General features: G+C 67.6%; 18 protein-coding genes. 11 read left to right on the forward strand and 7 right to left on the reverse strand.

Annotated features, from left to right (window positions below; genetic code table 11):
* Positions 1-70: 70 nt before the first annotated feature.
* From BHD05_RS07285 to BHD05_RS07315, 7 genes are all read left to right on the forward strand, one after another.
* A complete protein-coding gene (locus tag BHD05_RS07285) occupies positions 71-733 on the forward strand; it encodes a PKD domain-containing protein (protein ID WP_161885842.1) in 663 nt (220 codons plus the stop codon).
* 123 nt (positions 734-856) lie between these two features.
* Positions 857-2,395, forward strand: a complete 1,539-nt coding sequence (locus BHD05_RS07290; RefSeq protein WP_161885843.1) for a S1C family serine protease — start codon at positions 857-859, stop codon at positions 2,393-2,395.
* Between the two features lie 127 nt (positions 2,396-2,522).
* Complete coding sequence (locus BHD05_RS07295) at positions 2,523-3,518, forward strand: glycosyltransferase family 2 protein (RefSeq protein WP_161885844.1); 996 nt, start codon at positions 2,523-2,525, stop codon at positions 3,516-3,518.
* Positions 3,519-3,523: 5 nt separating this feature from the next.
* Positions 3,524-4,333 carry a CDP-alcohol phosphatidyltransferase family protein gene (locus BHD05_RS07300; protein ID WP_161885845.1) on the forward strand — a complete coding sequence of 270 codons (810 nt, stop codon included), beginning with the start codon at positions 3,524-3,526 and terminating at the stop codon, positions 4,331-4,333.
* Positions 4,334-4,344: 11 nt separating this feature from the next.
* Positions 4,345-5,211 (forward strand): glycosyltransferase family 2 protein, encoded by an 867-nt coding sequence (locus BHD05_RS07305; RefSeq protein ID WP_161885846.1) that lies wholly within the window; start codon positions 4,345-4,347, stop codon positions 5,209-5,211.
* A gap of 32 nt (positions 5,212-5,243) precedes the next feature.
* On the forward strand, positions 5,244-6,542 hold the full coding sequence (locus tag BHD05_RS07310) for a hypothetical protein (RefSeq protein WP_161885847.1): 1,299 nt from the start codon (positions 5,244-5,246) through the stop codon (positions 6,540-6,542).
* Between the two features lie 129 nt (positions 6,543-6,671).
* Positions 6,672-8,348 carry a sensor histidine kinase gene (locus tag BHD05_RS07315; protein ID WP_236966701.1) on the forward strand — a complete coding sequence of 559 codons (1,677 nt, stop codon included), beginning with the start codon at positions 6,672-6,674 and terminating at the stop codon, positions 8,346-8,348.
* Here the strand turns inward: BHD05_RS07315 and BHD05_RS07320 are convergent.
* Genes BHD05_RS07320 through BHD05_RS07335 form a run of 4 tightly spaced genes read right to left on the reverse strand, consistent with a single transcriptional unit; the run spans position 8,345 to position 11,448 of the window.
* Positions 8,345-9,145: a hypothetical protein gene (locus BHD05_RS07320; RefSeq protein ID WP_236966702.1), complete on the reverse strand. Its 801-nt coding sequence runs from the start codon at positions 9,143-9,145 to the stop codon at positions 8,345-8,347. The two genes, BHD05_RS07315 and BHD05_RS07320, sit on opposite strands and share 4 nt — an antisense overlap.
* Entirely contained in the window at positions 9,142-9,915 is a 774-nt protein-coding gene (locus BHD05_RS07325) for an ABC transporter ATP-binding protein (RefSeq protein ID WP_161885849.1), read from the reverse strand. Before BHD05_RS07325 ends, BHD05_RS07320 begins: the two co-directional genes overlap by 4 nt.
* On the reverse strand, positions 9,915-10,712 hold the full coding sequence (locus tag BHD05_RS07330; protein ID WP_161885850.1) for an ABC transporter permease: 798 nt from the start codon (positions 10,710-10,712) through the stop codon (positions 9,915-9,917). Before BHD05_RS07330 ends, BHD05_RS07325 begins: the two co-directional genes overlap by 1 nt.
* A 43-nt stretch (positions 10,713-10,755) precedes the next feature.
* Positions 10,756-11,448 (reverse strand): phosphocholine cytidylyltransferase family protein, encoded by a 693-nt coding sequence (locus BHD05_RS07335; protein ID WP_161885851.1) that lies wholly within the window; start codon positions 11,446-11,448, stop codon positions 10,756-10,758.
* A 499-nt stretch (positions 11,449-11,947) separates the two neighbouring features.
* Here BHD05_RS07335 and BHD05_RS15905 point away from each other — a divergent pair, with 499 nt between their 5' ends.
* The 3 genes from BHD05_RS15905 to BHD05_RS07350 are packed head-to-tail and all read left to right on the forward strand — an operon-like array spanning position 11,948 to position 14,735.
* The gene (locus BHD05_RS15905) at positions 11,948-12,901 is read left to right on the forward strand and encodes an ABC transporter ATP-binding protein (protein ID WP_418763841.1); all 954 of its coding nucleotides are present in this window, start codon (positions 11,948-11,950) and stop codon (positions 12,899-12,901) included.
* Entirely contained in the window at positions 12,877-14,448 is a 1,572-nt protein-coding gene (locus tag BHD05_RS07345) for an ABC transporter permease (protein WP_161885853.1), read from the forward strand. Before BHD05_RS15905 ends, BHD05_RS07345 begins: the two co-directional genes overlap by 25 nt.
* A 23-nt stretch (positions 14,449-14,471) precedes the next feature.
* Positions 14,472-14,735, forward strand: coding sequence for a DUF3039 domain-containing protein (locus BHD05_RS07350; protein WP_161885854.1), 264 nt, complete (start codon positions 14,472-14,474; stop codon positions 14,733-14,735).
* Here the strand turns inward: BHD05_RS07350 and BHD05_RS07355 are convergent.
* The 3 genes from BHD05_RS07355 to BHD05_RS07365 are packed head-to-tail and all read right to left on the reverse strand — an operon-like array spanning position 14,725 to position 17,758.
* Complete coding sequence (locus BHD05_RS07355; RefSeq protein ID WP_161885855.1) at positions 14,725-15,927, reverse strand: cation:proton antiporter; 1,203 nt, start codon at positions 15,925-15,927, stop codon at positions 14,725-14,727. The genes BHD05_RS07350 and BHD05_RS07355 overlap by 11 nt on opposite strands.
* Before the next feature lie 7 nt (positions 15,928-15,934).
* Positions 15,935-16,429 carry a cation:proton antiporter regulatory subunit gene (locus BHD05_RS07360; protein ID WP_161885856.1) on the reverse strand — a complete coding sequence of 165 codons (495 nt, stop codon included), beginning with the start codon at positions 16,427-16,429 and terminating at the stop codon, positions 15,935-15,937.
* Between the two features lie 30 nt (positions 16,430-16,459).
* A complete protein-coding gene (locus BHD05_RS07365; protein WP_161885857.1) occupies positions 16,460-17,758 on the reverse strand; it encodes a nicotinate phosphoribosyltransferase in 1,299 nt (432 codons plus the stop codon).
* 75 nt (positions 17,759-17,833) lie between these two features.
* Between BHD05_RS07365 and BHD05_RS07370 the strand changes: the two genes are divergently transcribed.
* Entirely contained in the window at positions 17,834-19,300 is a 1,467-nt protein-coding gene (locus BHD05_RS07370; RefSeq protein ID WP_161885858.1) for a cryptochrome/photolyase family protein, read from the forward strand.
* Positions 19,301-19,336: the final 36 nt, after the last annotated feature.

Genomic DNA, 19,336 nt, shown 5'->3' on the forward strand with positions numbered 1-19,336 from the left:
AGCTGGGGAATGCTCCCCGGGGGATCTGAGGAACGGCTCCTGTCCTCCTCCATCCGCCATCACTCCCATCGTGAATCCGGACGGCGTCGGGCTCGGGGCGTCCGCCACCCTTCCGGGGTCAGCGCCGCGGCCGAGTGCCGGCGGGGAAGCGGCGACGGTCAACGCCCAGGCACCTCGAGCACCGATCTGCGATCCCACCGGCCGGGTCTGCCGCGACCAGTTCACCGTTACTGGCCCGCTCGACGGGCGCGGCCCGATCACCCTCAGCGATCTCGTCAACTTCCGCCCTCTGGTCCAGGTGCATCGGGTGCAGCCGGACGGCTGGTCGGTCGTCGGGCTCCACACGAACTTCTACACCGCAACCGTTGCCCAGGTGCAGGACGACCTGCTGCTCGGCATCCCCGCCTCGGTGCGGTTCACTCCGGTGACCTACCGCTGGGACTACGGAGACGGCGAGTCCGCAACAACGCAGACGGGCGGACGCTCGTGGAGCGACCTCGGGCTGGATGAATTCGATCGCACGCCCACGAGCCACGTCTATACGAGATCCGGAACCTTCGACATCACCCTCGCGGTCGACTTCGGAGCGGAATACCGCTTCGGTGAGGCCGGGTGGATTCCGATCGCCGGCTCCGTCAGCGTGCCGGCGAACAGCTTGACTGTGTCGGCCAGCGAGGCGAAAACAGTTCTCGTGGGAAGGGAGTGCACCGCGCGTGCGTTACTCGGGTGTTGAGCATCCCGACCCCCGAATTACCGGGGTCGCAACCGTTCACCAGCCAAGGCCCGCTCACAGCGTGGACAAATAGAATGTACAGGTTGGGGGGGAAAGCTGACAGCGCTTGGAAGGAGCACCCTTATGACTGACGAGAACCACAACCAGAATCCCGGCTCCGAAACGCCCGAAAACCCGAACGACGCGAACGCCACGCGGCCCCTCGGCGACCAGCAGGCGGACTCGCCCTTCTCGCACGCTCCCACGGCGCCGGTCACCCCCGCACCAACGAACGACGGTCCGCCCGCGCCGCCGGCCACGACTCCCTCCTCCGGGTACGGCCAGCCCGCCGCGCCGCCCCCCTCCGGTTACGTACCGCCTGCACCTGGTGTGGTTCCCCCCGCGTTCCGCGCGAATGCGACCACCGAGGTTCTCAACCCAGAGGGCTTCCCCTCGGCGCCGGCACCGGCCGCGAACAAGCCGGCGAAGCGCGGATCGAGCGTCAGCCTGATCGCCGCGCTCGCCATCGGCGCGCTCGTGGGCGGAGTCTCCGGCGCCGGAGTGACCGCAATCGCGATGGGCTCCGCACCGGTGAGCGAGACGTCGAACTCGTCGAACGGGCCCGCAAACATCACCGTGAACGACCCGTCCAACGCCACCACGGTCACTGCGGTCGCCGCGGCCGCCGGTCCATCCGTCGTCACCATTTCGGTAGCCGACGGCTCCGGCGCGGGCGGAACAGGCTCGGGCGTGATCATCAGCGAGGACGGCTACGTTCTCACCAACGCCCACGTCGTCACCCTCGACGGCGCGGCCGGATCCCCGACCGTCTCGGTGCAGGCCAGCGATGGTCGGCTTTACAAGGCCGAGATCGTCGGGGCCGACCCCATTTCAGACCTCGCGGTCATCAAGATCGACGGTGGCAATGACTTCGAGGCGGCGGAATTCGCCGACTCGGGCGCGCTCAACGTCGGCGACTCCGCGATCGCGATTGGCGCCCCGCTCGGATTGTCCAATACCGTAACGACCGGCATCGTGAGCTCGCTCAACCGCAGTATCACGGTTGCATCGTCGGCCGCGCCCCAGACCCCGGACAGCGAGGCGCCCGACGGCACCGACCCGTTCGACTTCTGGCGCTTCGACACTCCCGAAGGCGGCGGCCCCGCGCCGTCGGGATCGTCCACCATCGCGCTGTCGGTAATCCAGACGGATGCCGCGATCAACCCCGGCAACTCCGGCGGCGCCCTGCTCGACAGCGATGGCAAGGTCATCGGCATCAACGTCGCGATCGCGAGCGCCGGCGGGGGAGGACAGTCGACGGCCGGAAGCATCGGTGTCGGCTTCGCGATCCCCTCGAATGTCGCCAAGCGCGTCGCCCAGGAGCTGATCGAGACCGGCACTGGAAGCCACGGACTCCTTGGTGCGACCGTGTCCGACGTGACGAGCGACACGGCGCCGGTCGTCGGCGCGCAGATCCAGCAGGTGTCGCCCGGTGGAGCCGCAGCAGATGGCGGCCTCAAGTCCGGTGACATCATCACCTCGATCAACGGTCTACCGGTGACGGGAAAGACCGACCTGACCGCCCAGGTGCGCGCACTTCCGGCCGGTGCCGAGGCCGAGATCACCTACGTGCGCGACGGAAAGCGCGCGACGACAGGGGTCACGCTCGGTTCCCTCGGCTAGGGGGATGGCGGGCTGTTAGGCTCGGGCAAGCTTGCCGGATAAGCCGCCGGTGACGCATTTGCCCGAGCCTGGCCGTACGACTGGACTGCATGTGACGAGCGAGACATCTCCCGGGGTGTCTTACGTGATGCCCGTTCTCAACGAGGTCGATCACATTGAGGCGGCGGTGCTGAGCCTCACCGGTCAGGACTACGAGGGACCGTGCGAGGTCGTGCTCGCGCTCGGTCCGAGCGTCGACGGCACGAACGACGTGATCGACGAGCTCGCCCGGGCCGATCCCCGCATCCGTCGGATCGAGAACGAGCTCGGCTCGACGCCGGGCGGGCTGAACGCGGCCATCCGTGCGTCGACGCATCCGATCGTGGTCAGGGTGGACGCCCATTCGGTGCTGCCGAGGGATTACACCCGGATTGCCGTCGCCACACTCCTGCGCACGGGGGCCGACAACGTCGGCGGGATCATGCAGGCTGAGGGGGAGACCCCGTTCGAGAAGGCCGTTGCGAGGGCCTACGGGGCCCGTGCCGGCCTCGGCGGCACCCCGCACCACGTCGGTGGTCGGGAGGGGCCGTCGGAGACTGCCTATCTCGGCGTGTTCCAGCGGCATCGTCTGGTCGAGGTCGGGCTTTTCGACGAGGGGATCAAGCGCGGCCAGGACTGGGAACTCAACCGCCGGCTGCGCGCGACGGGTGGCACGGTGTGGTTCACCCCCGACCTGAAGGTCGTCTACCGGCCGCGCTCAAGCCTGCGCAAGCTCATCCGCCAGTTCGTCGCCACGGGACTGTGGCGCGGCGAACTCGCCCGCCGCTTCCCGCGCGCGAACTCGGTGCGCTACTTCGTGCCGCCGATAATGGTGCTGGGGGTGACGGCCGGCCTCCTGCTCGGCGTCACCGGACTCTTCTCGCTTGGAACCACGGGAGGTGCCCTCGCGTTCTCCCTGGCCGTGCCCGCCCTCTACCTCGCCTTCGTGGTCGTCGCGTCCGTGCCCGTCGTGCGCAGCGACGGTGTGCGTAGCGCGCTCTGGTATCTCGTAGTCTTGCCGTGCATCCACTTCGGGTGGGGCATCGGCTTCGTGCTCGGCTTCCTGAAGCTGACCAGGAACATCACGGCACATACGGGAAGGTGACTGGAATGTCGCTTCATGACTCCAGCCAGCGCCCGTCGAGCATCGCCGAGCTGCGCGAGGTCACCCAGCCGCCCGAGGTGCGGCTGCGCGCCAACGCGGAGCACTGGACGGCGTCGCTCTACCTGCGCGACATCTCTCCCTACCTGACCTGGATGCTGCTCAAGACGTCGATCTCGGCGAACGGCGTCACGGGCCTGATGATCCTTGTGGGCTGGTCGACAGCGGCGGCGCTCCTCATCCCGGGAGTCGGTGGCGCAGCGCTCGCGCTCGTGCTCGGCCAGCTGCAGATGCTCGTCGACTGCAGTGATGGGGAGGTTGCCCGCTGGCGCAACACCCGCTCGCCGGCGGGGGTGTTCCTCGACAAGGTCGGGCACTACACGACCGAGGCCCTGATCCCGATCGCGCTTGGCATCCGCGCCGCCGGCTACCCCTTCGACGCCGGAGTCGACTACCTCTGGACTACCCTCGGCTTCGCGCTCGCGCTCGTGATCGTGCTCAACAAGGCGCTCAACGACATGGTCCACGTCGCACGCGCCAACGCCGGCCTCGCCCGGCTGGCCGACCGCAAGGAGGAGACTGAACCGAGCCACCGGCTCGTGGCCAGGCTTCGTCGGCTGGCCCGATTCGTGCCCTTCCACCGTCTCTATCACTCGGTCGAACTCACGATCATCGCCTTTGTCGCGGCGATAGCCGGTCTCGTTGTCGGCAGCCCGCTCGTCGACCAGATTCTCATCGTCGGGCTGCTTACCTTCGCGGTGCTCGCCCTCGTCGGCCACTTCGTGGCCATCATGGCCTCGAAGCGGGTGCGCTCCTGAGCAGGTCAGCGGTGGTGCCGCGGGTCGGTGTGGTGGTGCTGACCCAGGGCACCCGTCCCGGCGACCTCGACCGGGGCATCCGGAGCATCCTCGCCCAATACGGCGTCGATCTCGACGTCGTTGTCGTCGGGAACGGATGGCAGCCGGTCGATCTTCCGAGCGGCGTGGGAGGCGTGGCGCTCCCCGAGAACCTCGGGATACCCGCGGGGCGTAACCGTGGCGTCGAGCACGTCACGGGCGAGTACCTTTTTTTCCTCGACGACGACGCGAGCATCCCGAGCACCACGTTCCTGAGCGACGCGATCGCGAAGCTCCGGCGGGAGCCCGACATCGGCCTCCTCCAGCCACGCGTCGTCGACCCGTCGGGGGCCACCAATCCCCGCCGCTGGGTTCCGCGCATCCGCAAGGGAGAGGCGACCGACTCCGGCAACGTCTTCTCGGTGTGGGAGGGTGCCGTGCTCCTCCCCCGTGGGGTCTTCGACGCGACCGGCGGCTGGGCCGAACCATTCTTCTATGCTCACGAGGGCATCGAGCTGGCCTGGCGCGTGTGGGACCAGGGGCTGCGCGTCTGGTACGCCGGCGATCTTGTCGCCCATCATCCGGCGATCGAGCCGACCCGGCACTCGTACTACTACCGGCTCAACGCCCGGAACCGTGTCTGGCTCGCCCGTCGCAATCTGCCGGCGGTGTTGATACCGCTCTACGTGGGGTCGTGGACCGGGGTGCAGCTCATTCGCTGGGCGCGTCGACCAGCGGCGCTGAGAGCCTGGTTCGGCGGCTGGATGGCGGGCTGGCGGGAGCCGTCGGGGGAGCGGCGCAGTATCGGCTGGGTAACGGTGTGGCGAATGACGCGATCCGGCAGACCGCCGCTGATTTAATTGTGGTTTGGTCGAAACTCTGGAGTAGTCGCATGGCGTTGTTGAAGGACCTGAGAACGGCGAAGCGGCTAGCGCGGTCGCTCCTGGAGTCGCGGAAGACCCGAACGGAGATCGCTAAGAGGCGGCGGGAGTTCGTGGATCCGGCGCCCGGGAGCATCCGCATCGCCGTGTATTTCGCCGACTCCTCGGTGAACATGTACCAGATCCGCCAGTGGTACGCCCCACTCGCCGAGCTCGCGAAGACCTGGCCCGTGGCGATCGTCTCGCGTTCGCCCGGTACCGCGCTCAAGCTCCTGGAGGAGGCGCCAGTGCCGACGATGTACCTCCGCCAGGTCGTCGATCTCGAGGCGTTCATCGCCGAACAGCAACCGCACATCGTGTTCTACGTCAACCAGAACGCCAGGAACTTCCAGATGATGCGGTACGGGCGCATGTGGCATGTCTTCATCAACCATGGCGAGAGCGACAAAATGTACATGACGACCAACCAGTTCAAGGCATACGACTACGCCTTCGTCGCCGGCCAAGCCGCCCTCGACCGCCTCCGGCGCAAGCTCTGGGACTTCGATGGCCCGCGCAGGGCGATCCGGATCGGGCGCCCCCAGGCCGACCACTTCGCCGGCGCCCTGCCCTACACACCCGACGAGCGCATCGTCGTGCTCTACGCGCCGACCTGGGAAGGCGACCGGCTGGCCGCAGCCTACGGGTCCATCGCGAGCCACGGCGTCGCCACCGTCACCGCGCTGCTGGCGACTGGACGACACCGCGTGATCTACCGCCCGCACCCGCGCAGCGGAGTCGTCGACCCTGACTACAAGGCAGCGAATAAGGCGATCATCGCTGCGATCGCCGCCGAGAATCGCCGCGACCCGGCGGCGCACCATGTGTTCGATGATGGCCCCAGCCTCGGCTGGCAGCTCGTCGCGGCAGATATTGCAATCTGCGACATCTCGGCGATGGTCTACGACAGGCTCGCAACGGGTAAGCCTCTGCTCGTCACGCGACCGGTCGCGCCGGAGGCCGAGGTTGATGTGGACGGATATCTCGGTGACGCCGATTGGCTCACCGCAGACGGCGCCGGTGATGTTGTCGAGCTCATCGCGGCGGCGCTCGGCAGCGAGGAGTCCCGCCAGAGGCTCGAGCACTGGGTGACCCACCACTTCGGCGACACTTCGCCCGGTCGCGCGACCGCACGATTCCATGGGGCGGTCGGCCGTCTCATGGACGAGTGGGAGCGGCACGCCGCCATTCACGCGGCCGATGCGGACGCGCCGGACGTCGGAGCAGACGACGGCGTCGAAGATGAGGAGCCGGGCCTTCCAGCGGGATGACGCCCAAGCTCATAGAGTGAATCCGTCACACTTCTCGGGGGGATCGACGCGGTCATGACAGCCACAGCTCGCAGGGGCAGGGCACGGCAGAGTGTTGGCCTACCCGCGCCCGTGCTCAAACAGTTGCCGATGGCAATCGCCTTCTCCGTGGCGCTCATACTCGCGCTGGCCAACCCGGCCATGTTCGTGTCGGATCTCGCCCTGATCGGCACGAGCTCCCTCGTGATGGCGGGTGCCATCGCCGTCTCGATCGCATTCGGGATGCTGGGTCGGGAGACCAAGTGGACCCTCATTGTTCCCGGGCTGTCCCTCGTGTCGATAGGCCTCTTCCGCGCTGGCACGCCGGCAGGCGTCGATGCCCTCTTCGCGAGCCTGATCATCCTGCCAGTCGTCTGGATCGCCGCTGAGGACGGCCGGCGATGGATCTTTGTCGCCGCGCTCAGCTCGGCGGCGTCGCTGATGTTGCCGTATGCCGTCGCGTGGGCGCAGCCCGAGGCCGCTGTCGGGCTAGTCCGTGGAATTCTTGGTCCGGTCTCGCTCGGTCTCGGCGCAACAGTCATCAACGAGCTCTCCCGCCAAGGGCGGCTCCAGCTGGCATCGATTCGGGCGCTCGCGTCCGAACGGGCGCTCCTGCTGGCCGCAGCCGCGGAAAGCACCGAGCGGCTGCGCGAGAACGAGGCGCACCTGCTCGCCGCAGACCGACTCACCCGCAGCGTGCTCGATGCCGTCACCGAGCAGTCGGTCATCGGCACCGACCTCACCGGACGCATCGACGTCTGGAATCCCGGGGCCGCAGTCATGCTCGGCCTCGCCCCGGACGAGACCCAGGGGCGCCGATTCATGTTCGATTTCCACCTTGCGGACGAGCTCGAGCAGAGGTCGAAGGAGCTCAACTACCCGCCGGGGGAGACGGTCCTGAACCCCGGGTTCTCGGCGCTGGTCGAGACGGCGCGGCTCGGCCACGCGGAGGTGCGCGAGTGGACCTATGTGCGCCACGACGGATCGCACCTGCCGGTGGAGGTGGCGGTGACACCGCGCGCCGATGCGGACGGAACGACCATCGGCTACATCTTCGTCGGTACCGACCTCACGAGGGCGCTGGAGGTGGCGCGGCTCAAGGATGAGTTCATCGGCCTCGTCTCACACGAACTGCGCACGCCCCTCACGTCGATCCTCGGCTACCTCGAGCTGCTCCAGGAGGACGACGTCTCGCCGCTCGACGAGGACCAGCTGCAGTACCTCGGCATCGCCGAGCGGAATGCCCACCGACTGCTCAGGCTGGTCGGCGACCTGCTCTTCACGGCCCAGGTGGGATCGGGCAAGTTTCCGCTGTCCCTGTCGGATGTGCCAATGAACGACGTCGTCTCCGGCAGCATCCAGTCCGCACGGCCCGTCGCGGCCGCCGCCGGGGTCGAGCTCGTTGTCGATCTGCCCGATATCGCGCCGTTCGTGCGCGGCGACACCATCCGCCTCGGTCAGGCGTGCGACAACCTCGTTTCGAACGCGATCAAGTTCACTCCACGTGGAGGGTCGGTCACGGTCGGAGTGTCCGTGTCGGGGCCGGATGCTGTCGTCACGGTGCGCGACACCGGCATGGGCATCCCCGCCGACGAACTCGATCAGCTCTACTCCCGGTTCTTCCGGGCGTCGACGGCGACGCGCAATGCCGTCGCCGGCGTCGGGCTCGGGCTCACCATCACGAAGGCGATCGTCGTCGCCCACGGGGGCAAACTCGACGCAGAGAGCGAGGAGGGCGTCGGCACGAAGTTCAGCATGTCGCTGCCCGCCGTGACGAAGCCCGCTTAGTCTGCCGTGGGCGAGTCCGGTCCAATGCGGGCGCGGAGCTGCATCCGGCGGCGGAGCGCGAGAAGCGGCAGTTTGGGCGAGTCCGCCTCGGCGCGCGGTTCGAGCTCGATCGGGAAGCTCGCCGGGGGTGGTCCGAAGGCCTGCCGCGAGCTCGTGATGACCCGCTTGCCCAGAATGTGGTTGCCGGTTCCGCCGATCACGGCGCCGATCCCGAAGGGGATCGCCCGGCCCAGCACTGTGGTGCCCTGGGTCGCCGCAAACCGGCGGATGAAGACGTGCTTCAGCCGGTCGGCGATCTTGCCGATCGATGACTGCGGCACGGTCCGCGTGACGAGGTCCCCCCAGAAGCGGGTGCGGTTCGGCCCCGACCCTGAGGCCTGGTCTGCGAGTTGGCGCACGAGGTCTGATCCGGCCGTTCCGAGCATCATCGCCATCACGAGGGTGCGAGCCCGCTCGGGATCCTCCACCGCGATGCCGTGCACCTCGGTGACAGACTGCGCAAATAGGGCGCTCGTCTCGAGGAACCCGGCGGTCTCCACGCTGGACAGCGCGAGGGAAATGCCGAGGCCGACCCCGGGTATCACGGCGCTGGCCCCGACGGCGGCGCCGCCGCCGGTGACGGCTGTGAGGTAGCGCCGTTCGAGAATGCGGATGACCTTGTCGGGAGAAGCGTCGGGATGGTTTTTGCGGATGCTTCGGACGTGGGCGAGAACGAGTGGACGCTGCACCGACAGCAGACGCTCGATCCCCTTCTCGACCTGGGCGGGAGGTCGGTGTTCATCTTGTGTTGCGGTCATCGTTTCACCCCGTAATCGGCGTTGTAGCGGGCAAGGACATCCTGGATCGGCGCGTCGAGGACGAGCGCGCCCTTGTCGAGGTAGAGACCCCTCGTGCAGAAACGCTTGAGGTCCCTCTCGTTGTGGGAGACAAAGAAAAGGGTACGTCCGCCCGCGAGTAACTCCTCGATGCGGCGGTAGCACTTCTCCCGGAAGGCCTTGTCGCCGACCGCGAGAACCTCGTCGACGAGGATGACGGGCTCCTCGAGCCTGCTGATCACGGCGAAGGCGATACGCACCCGCATCCCGCTCGAGAGGTGCTTGTAGGGCGTATCGAGAAAGTCGCCGATCTCGGCGAACTCGATTATCTCGTCGAACCGCTCCTCGATCTCCACCTTCTTCATTCCGTGCAGGCCCGCGGTGAGGAAGACGTTGTCCCGAACCGAGAGGTCGTCGACGAACCCTCCGGTGATCTCGATAAGCGGTGCGACACCGGCGCCGACTCGCACGACACCCTCGTCGGGGAGGATGACCTCGGCGACGAGCTTGAGGAGGGTGGACTTTCCCTGCCCGTTGCGGCCGACGACGCCGATCGCCTCGCCGGGCAGCACGCTGAAGCTGACCCGGCGAAGCGGCCAGAACTCGTCGGGCCGCCCGCGGCGGTTGCGACCGGCGAACAGGTCCTTGAAGCTGCGGCGGGAACGGCGGTTGCGCCTGAAACGGATGCCGGCATCGGTAACCTCGATGACCGGGTGGCCGATGCGAGCCTCGAGGCTTTCGGTGACCGTCATCAGATCTCCTTCAGCACGGCACGCTCGACCCTGGCGAAGACGACCAGGCCGATCGCGAGGAGGGCCAACGACACCACAGTGCCGATGCCGACGGCGTACCAGTCGAGCTGGTCGGGGAAGAACGCGGCCCGGTAGAGCGAGAAGATGCCGGCGAGCGGGTTGAAGGCCGCCCAGAAGTGCAGGCCCTCGGGAAGGTCGGACAGACCGTAGATGATGGGGGAAGCGTAGAACAGGAAACGCAGCATGAGTTTCACCGCACGCTCGAGATCGCGGAAGAACACCACAAGCGGCGCGACGATGAGCCCGATGCCGACGACCAACACCGCCTGCAGTGCGATCGCGAGAAAAACCCAGAAGGCCTCCCAGTGCACCTGCGCTCCGGTCGCGATGGCGAACACGGCGATCACGGGCAGGCTCGCGACGAACTCGATCCCCTTGGAAAGCACGAGCCTGTTCACCCAGATGGTGCGGGGGATCTTGGTCGAGCGGATGAGTTTGGCCTCACGCAGGAACGCGCGCGTGGAGTCGGCCACTGCGCCGTTGAACCACATCCACGGAAGTAGTGCGGTGAGCAGGAAGACGATATACGGCTGCTCGCCCACGGCGCGGTCGAAGACCTGGGTGAACACGAACCAATAGATCGCCGCCATCACCAGCGGGTCGAGTATCGACCAGAAGTAGCCCAGCAGCGACGTCGAGTACCGCACCCTCAGATCGCGCTTGGTGAGCAGCCACAGCGACTGCCGATAGCGCTCGAAGGGCGATCGGTGTGGTCGCGTGGCGAGAGCGGCAGTCACGTTCGCGGAATCCTCTACTCGGGAGACATCCCGGACTCCGGCGTCAGACGAAGAGGTTGGCCCTTTCGAGGTCCTCAGCGAAGTCGACCTCTACGGCGTAGAAGTCGGAGATGTCTATCGGCTCAAATCGTAGCTTGTCCTGCTCAATGGCCAACTCGATGCCACGTTCGAAGTAGTCCTGATCGCCGACCTTGCCGAGCTGGCGGATGAGGGCGGCTTTGTCGCCGCGGGAGACGTAGTTGATGCCGACGGCCTCGCCGAGCCCGCCCTTGACCGTCTTGGACAGCTCGCGGATGTAGCCTTCGGCGTCGGTCGTGTACTTGACTTCCTCGTCAGAGACCTTTTCGCGGTTGACCGAGACGAAGGACTGGTCGCGGGCGACCATCTTGCCGGCACGCACCAGTGCGGCGGGATCGAAAACGACGTCACCGTTCATCCACAGCACCCCGCCGGGACCCGAAGCCTTCAGTGCGCGAAGCAGGCTCTTCGAGGTGTTGGTCTGGTCGTACTGCTCGTTGTAGACGAACGACGCCTGCGGGAATGCCTCGATGATGTGCTCGAGCTTGTAGCCGACAACGATGGTCACCTGGGCGCTCTTGCCGAAGGCGTGCTCGATGTTGTCGAACTGCTGCTGCATGATCGATCGGCCGTCGTTGAGCTGGGTCAGCGGCTTCGGGAGGGATCGGCCGAGTCGGCTTCCCATTCCAGCGGCCAGAATAACTACCTGCGTGCTCACGATTTGTCTCCTCAGATTGGCTTTGGACGAGTCCGGAGAGCCCAGCGCGGTGCGCTCTTTACCTGCTATTCATCTCGTGACTCGGATTTAGACACCTCGTTGTGATCGGCTCAGTCTACCTGTAGGAGTCCTTTTTGGGCAGTAGGCGTTTCGGGCACCTCGGATTCGACGCGCAACTCGGGTCACGCGGGTCCCGTCGGCGACGCATTGATACGGTTGCACAATGGACTTCGAAACCGAAGCTGATGCGGATTCCGCATCGGCCGCCGAGCCCATCACCGACCGCGCCCGCACCGTTGACGAGCCTTCGGCTACCGCCGATGTCGAGCGCGGCAGTGCAGCCACGAAGCCCGCCGCAGCGCGCAAGCCGGGCGCCCCGCGTCAACAGGTCACTCCCCGCAAGCCGGCACCGGCACGCAAGCCGGCGGCGCCCCGCACACCGGCCGCGCCCGCGCGCGGCGCCAGTGCCGATCAAGCCCAGGATCAGCGCGAGGAGCAGGTGGGGAACGCCGACACACCAGTGGTGAGCCCAGCACCGAAGACGGCACCGAAGCCGCCGGCTAAGCCCCGCGCTACCACCGCGCTGCCTGCGGCACAGCCGCTCGTCACGCCGGACACCCCGCCCGTCAGCACACCAGGCGCCCTCCGCGCCCCGAAGAAGACCCCGGCCCAGAAGAAGCCTGCCCAGCCGCGCGAGAAGGTCCTCGTGATCGAGCAACTCCGGAAGAGCTTCGGGTCAGTCGTGGCCGTCGCCGGGATCGACCTCACTGTTCAGGCGGGGTCGATCTTCGGAATCGTCGGCCCCAATGGCGCGGGCAAGACGACGACTCTGTCGATGGTCACCGGCCTGCTGCGCCCCGACGCCGGGCGCATCCTCGTGCACGGTGCCGACGTCTGGAACGATCCCGTCGTGGCCAAGCGCAACATGGGGGTGCTGCCAGACAGGCTGCGCCTGTTCGACCGGCTGACGGGCGCCCAGCTGCTGCACTATTCCGGCGTGCTCAGAAAACTCGATCGGGCGACCGTGCGTTCGCGCTCGAGCGACCTCGCTGTCGCCTTCGGCATGGAGGACGCCCTCGACAGGCTCGTCACGGACTATTCGGCTGGCATGATGAAGAAGATCGCCCTCGCCGCCGCCATGATCCACTCTCCTCGCGTGCTCATCCTCGACGAGCCGTTCGAGGCGGTCGACCCGGTGTCGGCCGCGAATGTCATCGAGATCCTGCAGAGGTATGCGGAGGCTGGCGGCACCGTCGTGATGTCGAGCCACAGCATGGACCTGATCCAGCGCATCTGCGATTCGGTCGCGATAATCGTGCGGGGCGCGGTCCTCGCGAGCGGCACCATGGACGAGGTGCGAGCGGGGGCCACCCTTGAGGACCGCTTCGTCGAACTGGCCGGCGGCCGTAAGGCAGCGGAGGGCATGGAGTGGTTGCACAGTTTCTCGGACTGAAGCTCAGGCTGCTCGCCAACACGTTCAAGCGAAGCCCCTGGCAGATCGTCGGTATCGCCGTCGCGTTGCTCTACGGGCTCGCAACCTCGGCGTTCGTCGTCGCCACCCTTGTCGGGCTGCGATTCGCGGATGCCGATTTCGCGCGCAGCATCGTCGTCGTATTCGGTTCGCTCATCGTTCTCGGCTTTCTTGTCGTCCCGCTCGTGTTCGGCGTCGATGACACCCTCGACCCTCGCAAGTTCGCCCTGTTCGCACTCCCGACGTCGCGCCTGGCCGGCCTGCTCGCCCTCACAGCGCTGGTCGGCGTTCCCAGCCTCGTCATCACGGCGGTCGCCGTCGCCCAGATCGTAACCTGGAGCAGAGGCCCGTTCCCGGTGATCCTCGCATTGGTCGGCGCAGTCGTCATCGTCGTGACGTGCGTTCTCGGCGCGCGGGTCACCACCTCGCTCGCGGCCTTCCTGCTCGCCACACGGCGCGCGCGGGAGATCAGCGGTCTCGTCGCCCTTATCGCTCTGGTCGCGCTGACGCCGACCATCGCGGTGCTCGCCGGTATCGATTGGGCCGGCGAGGGCATCGCCGCGCTCGGGGGGATCGCGGATGTGCTGAGCTGGACTCCGCTCGGCGCGGCATGGGCGGCGCCCGCCGACGCGGCCCTTGGGGCCTCGGACGCCGCCGTGCACAAGCTCATCATCGCGATCGCTAGTGCCAGCTTGCTCTGGCTCGCGTGGCGCGCCCTGGTCGGCGCGATGCTCGTCACGCCCCACCGCGAGGCACGCCCGCGGGACTACACCGGTCTCGGCTGGTTCGACCGCATCCCGGCGACCCCGCTCGGAGCTATCGCGGCACGCAGCTTCACCTACTGGGTGCGCGACGCGAGATACCGGGTGCAACTGGTGATCGTGCCGATCGTACCGATGCTCATGATCGTCGTGTTCCTGATCAGCGGCGTGTACTGGCAGAACCTTGCCCTGCTGCCGCTGCCGATCATGTGCCTCTTCCTCGGCTGGTCACTTCACAACGACGTCGCCTACGACAACACGGCGGTCTGGCTCCACGTCGCCTCCAACACCTCGGGCGCTGCGGACCGCCTGGGGCGCGTCATCCCCGTTCTCCTGCTTGGCACATTACTCATCGCCGTCGGTGCCCCGATCTCGGTCATGTTCTACCCCGATCCAAGCGTGCTTGCTTCCCTGATCGGCGTCTCAGCGTGCATCCTGCTCGCCGGCCTCGGACTGTCGAGCCTGTTGTCGGCCCGGTTCCCGTACCCCGCAGTACACCCGGGAGACAGTCCATTCTCCCAACCGCAGTCGACGGGGGGCGCCGCGGCACTCATCCAGGCCGCCGCGTTCATCACAACGATCGCCCTCACCCTTCCCGCGCTCGGCTTCGGGCTGTTCGGTCTCATAGACGGCGGCTACCTGCCGCTCTACTCGCTGCTGTCTGGACTCGGCATTGGCGTGGCCACTCTCGCGCTCGGAATCTGGTTCGGCGGTCGAACCTTCGACCGCCGCGGACCTGAGCTGCTTGCGTTCACGATGCGCAGCTGACCGCTCGCACGTAGAATTGGGCCATGGCCAACGATACTCAAGAAGGCGGCGGCGGCACGTCGACCCTCGACCGCGAACTCGAAGAGCTGCTCAATCAGGAGCAGCTTGAGGAGGGCGACCACGAGCGCTTCTCCCACTACGTGCAGAAGGACAAGATCATGAAGTCCGCGCTGAGCGGAAAGCCCGTGATCGCCCTGTGCGGCAAGGTCTGGCTACCCGGTCGCGACCCGGAGAAGTTCCCGGTCTGCCCCACCTGCAAAGACATCTACGAGAAGCTCAAGAAATAGGCGATACGGGCGGTCTCGCAGCCCGGGTCGACTGCCGTCGCATCGCGTTTCTGAACCACTGCGCTTCGGGGAGCCGTGCGAGCAGCGGGCCGCAGATGACAGTGATAAGTACGTAGGCGGTCGCGAGCGGAGCCAGCCGGGGCTCGACGCCCGCGCCGACGGCGAGCCCGGCGATCACAATTGAGAACTCGCCGCGCGGCGTGAGGGTGAGGCCCGTTCTCCACCGGGCCGGGATGCCCAAGCCGGCGCTTGCGGCGGCCCGGTAGCCCGTGAACGTCTTTGTGGCCATGGTGATCACGGCGAGGATCCCGGCAGGCACGAGCACCTCGACAATGTCCGCGGGGTCGGTCGCCAGCCCGAAGAAGACGAAGAAGACCGCGGCGAACAGATCGCGCAGCGGGGACAGCAGGGGCTGCGCGTTGTCGGCGACGCGACCGGACAGGGCGATGCCAACCAGGAACGCGCCGACCGCGGCCGACACATTCACCTGCTGTGCGAGCCCGGCCACCAGCATGGTCAGGCCGAGTACTCCGAGCAGCAGCGACTCCGGGTGGTTGGGGGCGAAGATCGCCGAGATCAGGCGGCCGTGGCGCAGCGCGACGTAGAGGATGACGAGCACCACGAGAACCGCGACGACGAGTGCGGTGGCTCCGGCGGCGATCCCGGCACCGAGCACCAGGGCTGAGAGCACCGGGAGGTAGAACGCCATCGCGAGGTCCTCGAGCACGAGAATAGACAGGATCGTGGGCGTCTCGCGGTTTCCAAGTCGCTTGAGGTCGCGCAGCACCTTGGCGATCACGCCCGAGGACGAGATCCAGGTGATCCCGGCCAGGGCGACCGCAGCAACGGGCCCCCACCCGAGCACCAGGGCGAAGAGCGCCCCGGGAAGAGCGTTGAAGAGGGCGTCGACGATCCCGGCAGTGCGGGATTTCTTGAGGCTCGTCACAAGCTCACTCGCGGTGTATTCCAGTCCGAGCATGAGCAGGAGCAGGATCACCCCGATCTCGCTGCCGATCTCGAAGAATTCGGTTCCGCCCGAGAGGGGCAGCAGGCCCCCGTCGCCGAACGCGAGACCCGCGACCAGGTAGAACGGGATCGGCGAGACCCCGATCCGGTCGGCGAAGCGCGAGAGCAGCCCGAGTCCGAGCAACAGCGCTCCTACCTCGACGAGCAGGATGGTCGACTCGGACACGGCGCTGCTAGCTGGGGCCCGTGGAGAGCAGTCGGGCGAGCGCGTCCAGTCCCAATCGGGTGCCGACGGCGATGATCGTGTCGCCCGCCCGGATCGGGGTATCGGGCGTCGGCGACGGGATGACCTCGGTACCGCGAACAATGGCGACGATGGAGGTGCTCGTTCGGGTGCGTGCCTTTGTGTCGCCCAGCACGCGGCCGACGTAGGGCGACGTGGGGGCGAGCACGAGCTGCTCCGTGGCGAGGCCCGCGGCCTGTTCGCGGATGCCGACGAGCTGGCTCAGCATCACCGAGGCTCCGAGAACATCCGCAAGGGCGGAGGCCTCCCCGTCGCTCAGTTCGATCGAGTCGGTCGCGGCATCGGGATCGTCGACATCGAAGACGGCCAGCTCGCGCTTGCCCGACCGGTGGGAGACCACGCCGATCCGTCGGCCCGCCTCGGTGATCACGTCATGCCGGGTGCCGATCCCGGGCAGTTCGACCTTCTCAATGCGTACGCTCACGCTCGCCACCCTAACAGCGCGGCTGTGCTCTCAAGCCTCGACGTAGATGGTGGGGATCGCAGGTTCACCGCGGCTCAGGCGCAGCGCGTCGGCCGGGAGCTCGGCGACGGCCGCGGCCCGGTGCTCGCGCGCCAGAATGGTTCCGGTTGTGCCGCGATAGCGGTCATCCGGCACCCCCGCGGTCATGAGTCGAACGTGCAGGGGCCGCGCGCCCGGAGCGGGCTCGGCACCCTCGCCGACGTGGATCGTCTCGGATGTCGCGATGCCGCCGGCACGCTCTCGGACGGGCAGCTTTCGCCCGCCCACCGTCGCCTTTGCGGCGGACTTCTTGGCGACCGACACCCATGTCCCCGAGTCGTCTCGCCGAGCGACGAGCTTGTAGACGAATCCTGCGGCCGGGTGTCCCGACCCGGTCACCACCGAGGTGCCGACCCCGTAGGAGTCGACCGGTGCGGCTCGGAGCGCCGCGATCGTGTACTCGTCGAGGTCACTTGTCACGGTGATTTTGGTCGCCGGCGCGCCGAGGCCATCGAGCTGCCTGCGCACCGTCTGGACCTGCTCGGGCAGGTCGCCACTGTCGATGCGCACCGCGCCGAGAGAGGGACCCGCCACCTTGACCGCCAGATCGACCGCCGCCTTCACGTCATAGGTGTCGACGAGCAGTGTCGTCGACCGGCCGAGGGCGTCGACCTGGGCCAGGAAAGCCTGCTCCTCGGTGTCGTGCAGGAGGGTGAACGCGTGCGCCGCCGTCCCCATCGTGGGGATGCCCCAGCTTCGCCCGGCCTCGAGGTTGCTCGTCGCCCCGAACCCGGCGATGAAGGCGGCGCGCGCTGCGGCGACCCCGCTGCGCTCGCTCGCCCGGCGCGACCCCATCTCGGCGATCGGTCTGCCGTTGGCGACGCCCACCATGCGGGAGGCGGCGCTCGCGACTGCGCTGTCATAGTTGAGCACGCTGAGGGTGAGGGTCTCGAGAACGACGGCCTCGGCGAAGCTGCCCTGCACGACCAGGAGCGGGGAGTTCGGGAAGTAGGCCTCGCCCTCCCGGTATCCCCAGATGTCACCGCTGAAGCGATAGTCAGCGAGCCAGTCGAGCGTCGGTGCGGTGACGACATGGCTGTCGCGCAGCCAGTCGAGCTCGGCGTCGCCGAACCGGAAGTCGGCGATGAGGTCGAGCAATCGCCCGGTTCCGGCGAGGATCCCGTACCGCCGGCCATCCGGCAATCGCCGCGCAAACACCTCGAACACGCACTCGCGGTCGTGGGTGCCCGCCCTGATGGCGGCGTCGATCATCGTGAGTTCGTAGCGATCGGTCAGCAGCGCGGTCGTCATGTTTACGAGCCTAGGCCGCGTGCAGCTTCGGCGTGACGGGGGCAGCTAGCATTCGCAGCACGAGAGGTGGGTGGCATGGAGCGTGTTCGCTGGATCTTCGCCGGTCAGCTGGGTGAGCAGTTCGACGACGGCGGGCGGATGCTGCTCGTCGAGGCACGTTCTGTTCTGGAGCGGGCACCCATCCACCGCGCGAAGGCGCATCTGATCCTGTCGGCGATCCGACACCGGGCGGCTGAGCTTGGCGACAGGGTGGAGTTTCACCAGGTGCACCGGTACCGCGATGCGGTCGCCGGCCGCGACGACCTGGAAGTCATCGACCCCACCTCGTACCGGGCGCGAGCGTTGGTACGGGAAGTCGGTGCGCGAATCCTCCCGAGCCGGGGCTTCGTCACGAGCGAGGCGGACTTCGCAGCATGGGCCGACGGGCGCGGCGCCAAGCGGCTGCTGCTCGAGGACTTCTATCGCGCGATGCGCCAGCGCACGGGCATCCTCATGGACGGCGACGCCCCCGCCGGCGGCCAGTGGAACTACGACCACGACAACCGACAGCCACCACCGAAGAACGCGGTGACGCTCGGGCTTCCCGACCCGCGCTGGCCCGAGGAGGACGAGATCGACGCCGAGGTGCGAGCCGACCTCGACCGGTGGCAGGCGGAGGGCCGCGTGCGACTGGTGGGCGCCGACGGCCCGCGCCGATTCGCGGTGACGGCTGCCGAGGCGAAGGCCGTGCTCGCCGACTTCGTCGAGAGCAGGCTCGGCGATTTCGGCCCGTTCGAGGACGCGACGCTCACGGGCGACTGGACGATGGCGCACTCGTTGCTGAGCGCGCCACTGAACCTGGGTCTCATCGACCCGGTCGAGGTGATCGACACGGTGGTGGCGGAGTACCGGGCGGGCCGCGCACCGATCGCGAGCGTCGAGGGCGTGGTGCGGCAGATCGCCGGCTGGCGTGACTGGGTGTGGCACCTCTACTGGCGGCTCGGCGAGAACTACACCGATTCACACAACGCGCTCGGGGCGCACGAGCCGCTCCCGGCGGCCCTGCTCGAACTCGACCCCGACCGGATCGAGGCAAACTGCCTGAGCCAGTCGATCCGCGGTGTCGCCGAGCACGGCTGGGCCCATCACATCCAACGACTGATGATCATCGGCAACCATGCGCTGCAGCGCGGCTACGAGCCCAGGCAGCTCAACGACTGGTTCGTCAGCATGTTCGTCGACGGCACACCGTGGGTGATGCCGGCGAACGTGATCGGAATGTCCCAGCATGCCGACGGCGGCATCGTCGCGACGAAGCCGTACGCGGCTGGCGGCGCCTACATCTCCAAGATGACGGACTACTGCGGCGGCTGCCGGTTCAACCCCAAGGTCAGGCTCGGGCCCGACGCGTGCCCGTTCACCGCCGGCTACTGGGCGTTCCTCGACAGGGTCGAACCGGTGCTGCGGGGAAACCACCGCATGGCCCAGCCGCTCGCCGGGCTGCGCCGACTGGCGGACCGGGAGGCCGTCGTCGACCAGGAATCGCGCCGGGACAATCTCTAGCTCGACAGCGGCGCCGCCCCCACGTCGGTACACTCG

Origin of the sequence: Marisediminicola antarctica (assembly GCF_009930795.1) — a bacterium.
In the GTDB taxonomy this organism is placed as follows: Bacteria; Actinomycetota; Actinomycetes; order Actinomycetales; family Microbacteriaceae; genus Marisediminicola; species Marisediminicola antarctica.

Excerpts from the sequence above, each read along its gene's own strand:
- BHD05_RS07350 (WP_161885854.1), top strand. The coding sequence starts at position 14,472 with ATGGCCAACGATACTCAAGAAGGCGGCGGCGGCACGTCGACCCTCGAC.
- BHD05_RS07315 (WP_236966701.1), top strand. The coding sequence starts at position 6,672 with ATGGCAATCGCCTTCTCCGTGGCGCTCATACTCGCGCTGGCCAACCCG.
- BHD05_RS07290 (WP_161885843.1), top strand. The coding sequence starts at position 857 with ATGACTGACGAGAACCACAACCAGAATCCCGGCTCCGAAACGCCCGAA.
- BHD05_RS07310 (WP_161885847.1), top strand. The coding sequence starts at position 5,244 with ATGGCGTTGTTGAAGGACCTGAGAACGGCGAAGCGGCTAGCGCGGTCG.
- BHD05_RS07300 (WP_161885845.1), top strand. The coding sequence starts at position 3,524 with ATGTCGCTTCATGACTCCAGCCAGCGCCCGTCGAGCATCGCCGAGCTG.
- BHD05_RS07325 (WP_161885849.1), bottom strand. The coding sequence starts at position 9,915 with ATGACGGTCACCGAAAGCCTCGAGGCTCGCATCGGCCACCCGGTCATC.
- BHD05_RS07320 (WP_236966702.1), bottom strand. The coding sequence starts at position 9,145 with ATGACCGCAACACAAGATGAACACCGACCTCCCGCCCAGGTCGAGAAG.
- BHD05_RS07295 (WP_161885844.1), top strand. The coding sequence starts at position 2,523 with ATGCCCGTTCTCAACGAGGTCGATCACATTGAGGCGGCGGTGCTGAGC.
- BHD05_RS07370 (WP_161885858.1), top strand. The coding sequence starts at position 17,834 with ATGGAGCGTGTTCGCTGGATCTTCGCCGGTCAGCTGGGTGAGCAGTTC.
- BHD05_RS07365 (WP_161885857.1), bottom strand. The coding sequence starts at position 17,758 with ATGACGACCGCGCTGCTGACCGATCGCTACGAACTCACGATGATCGAC.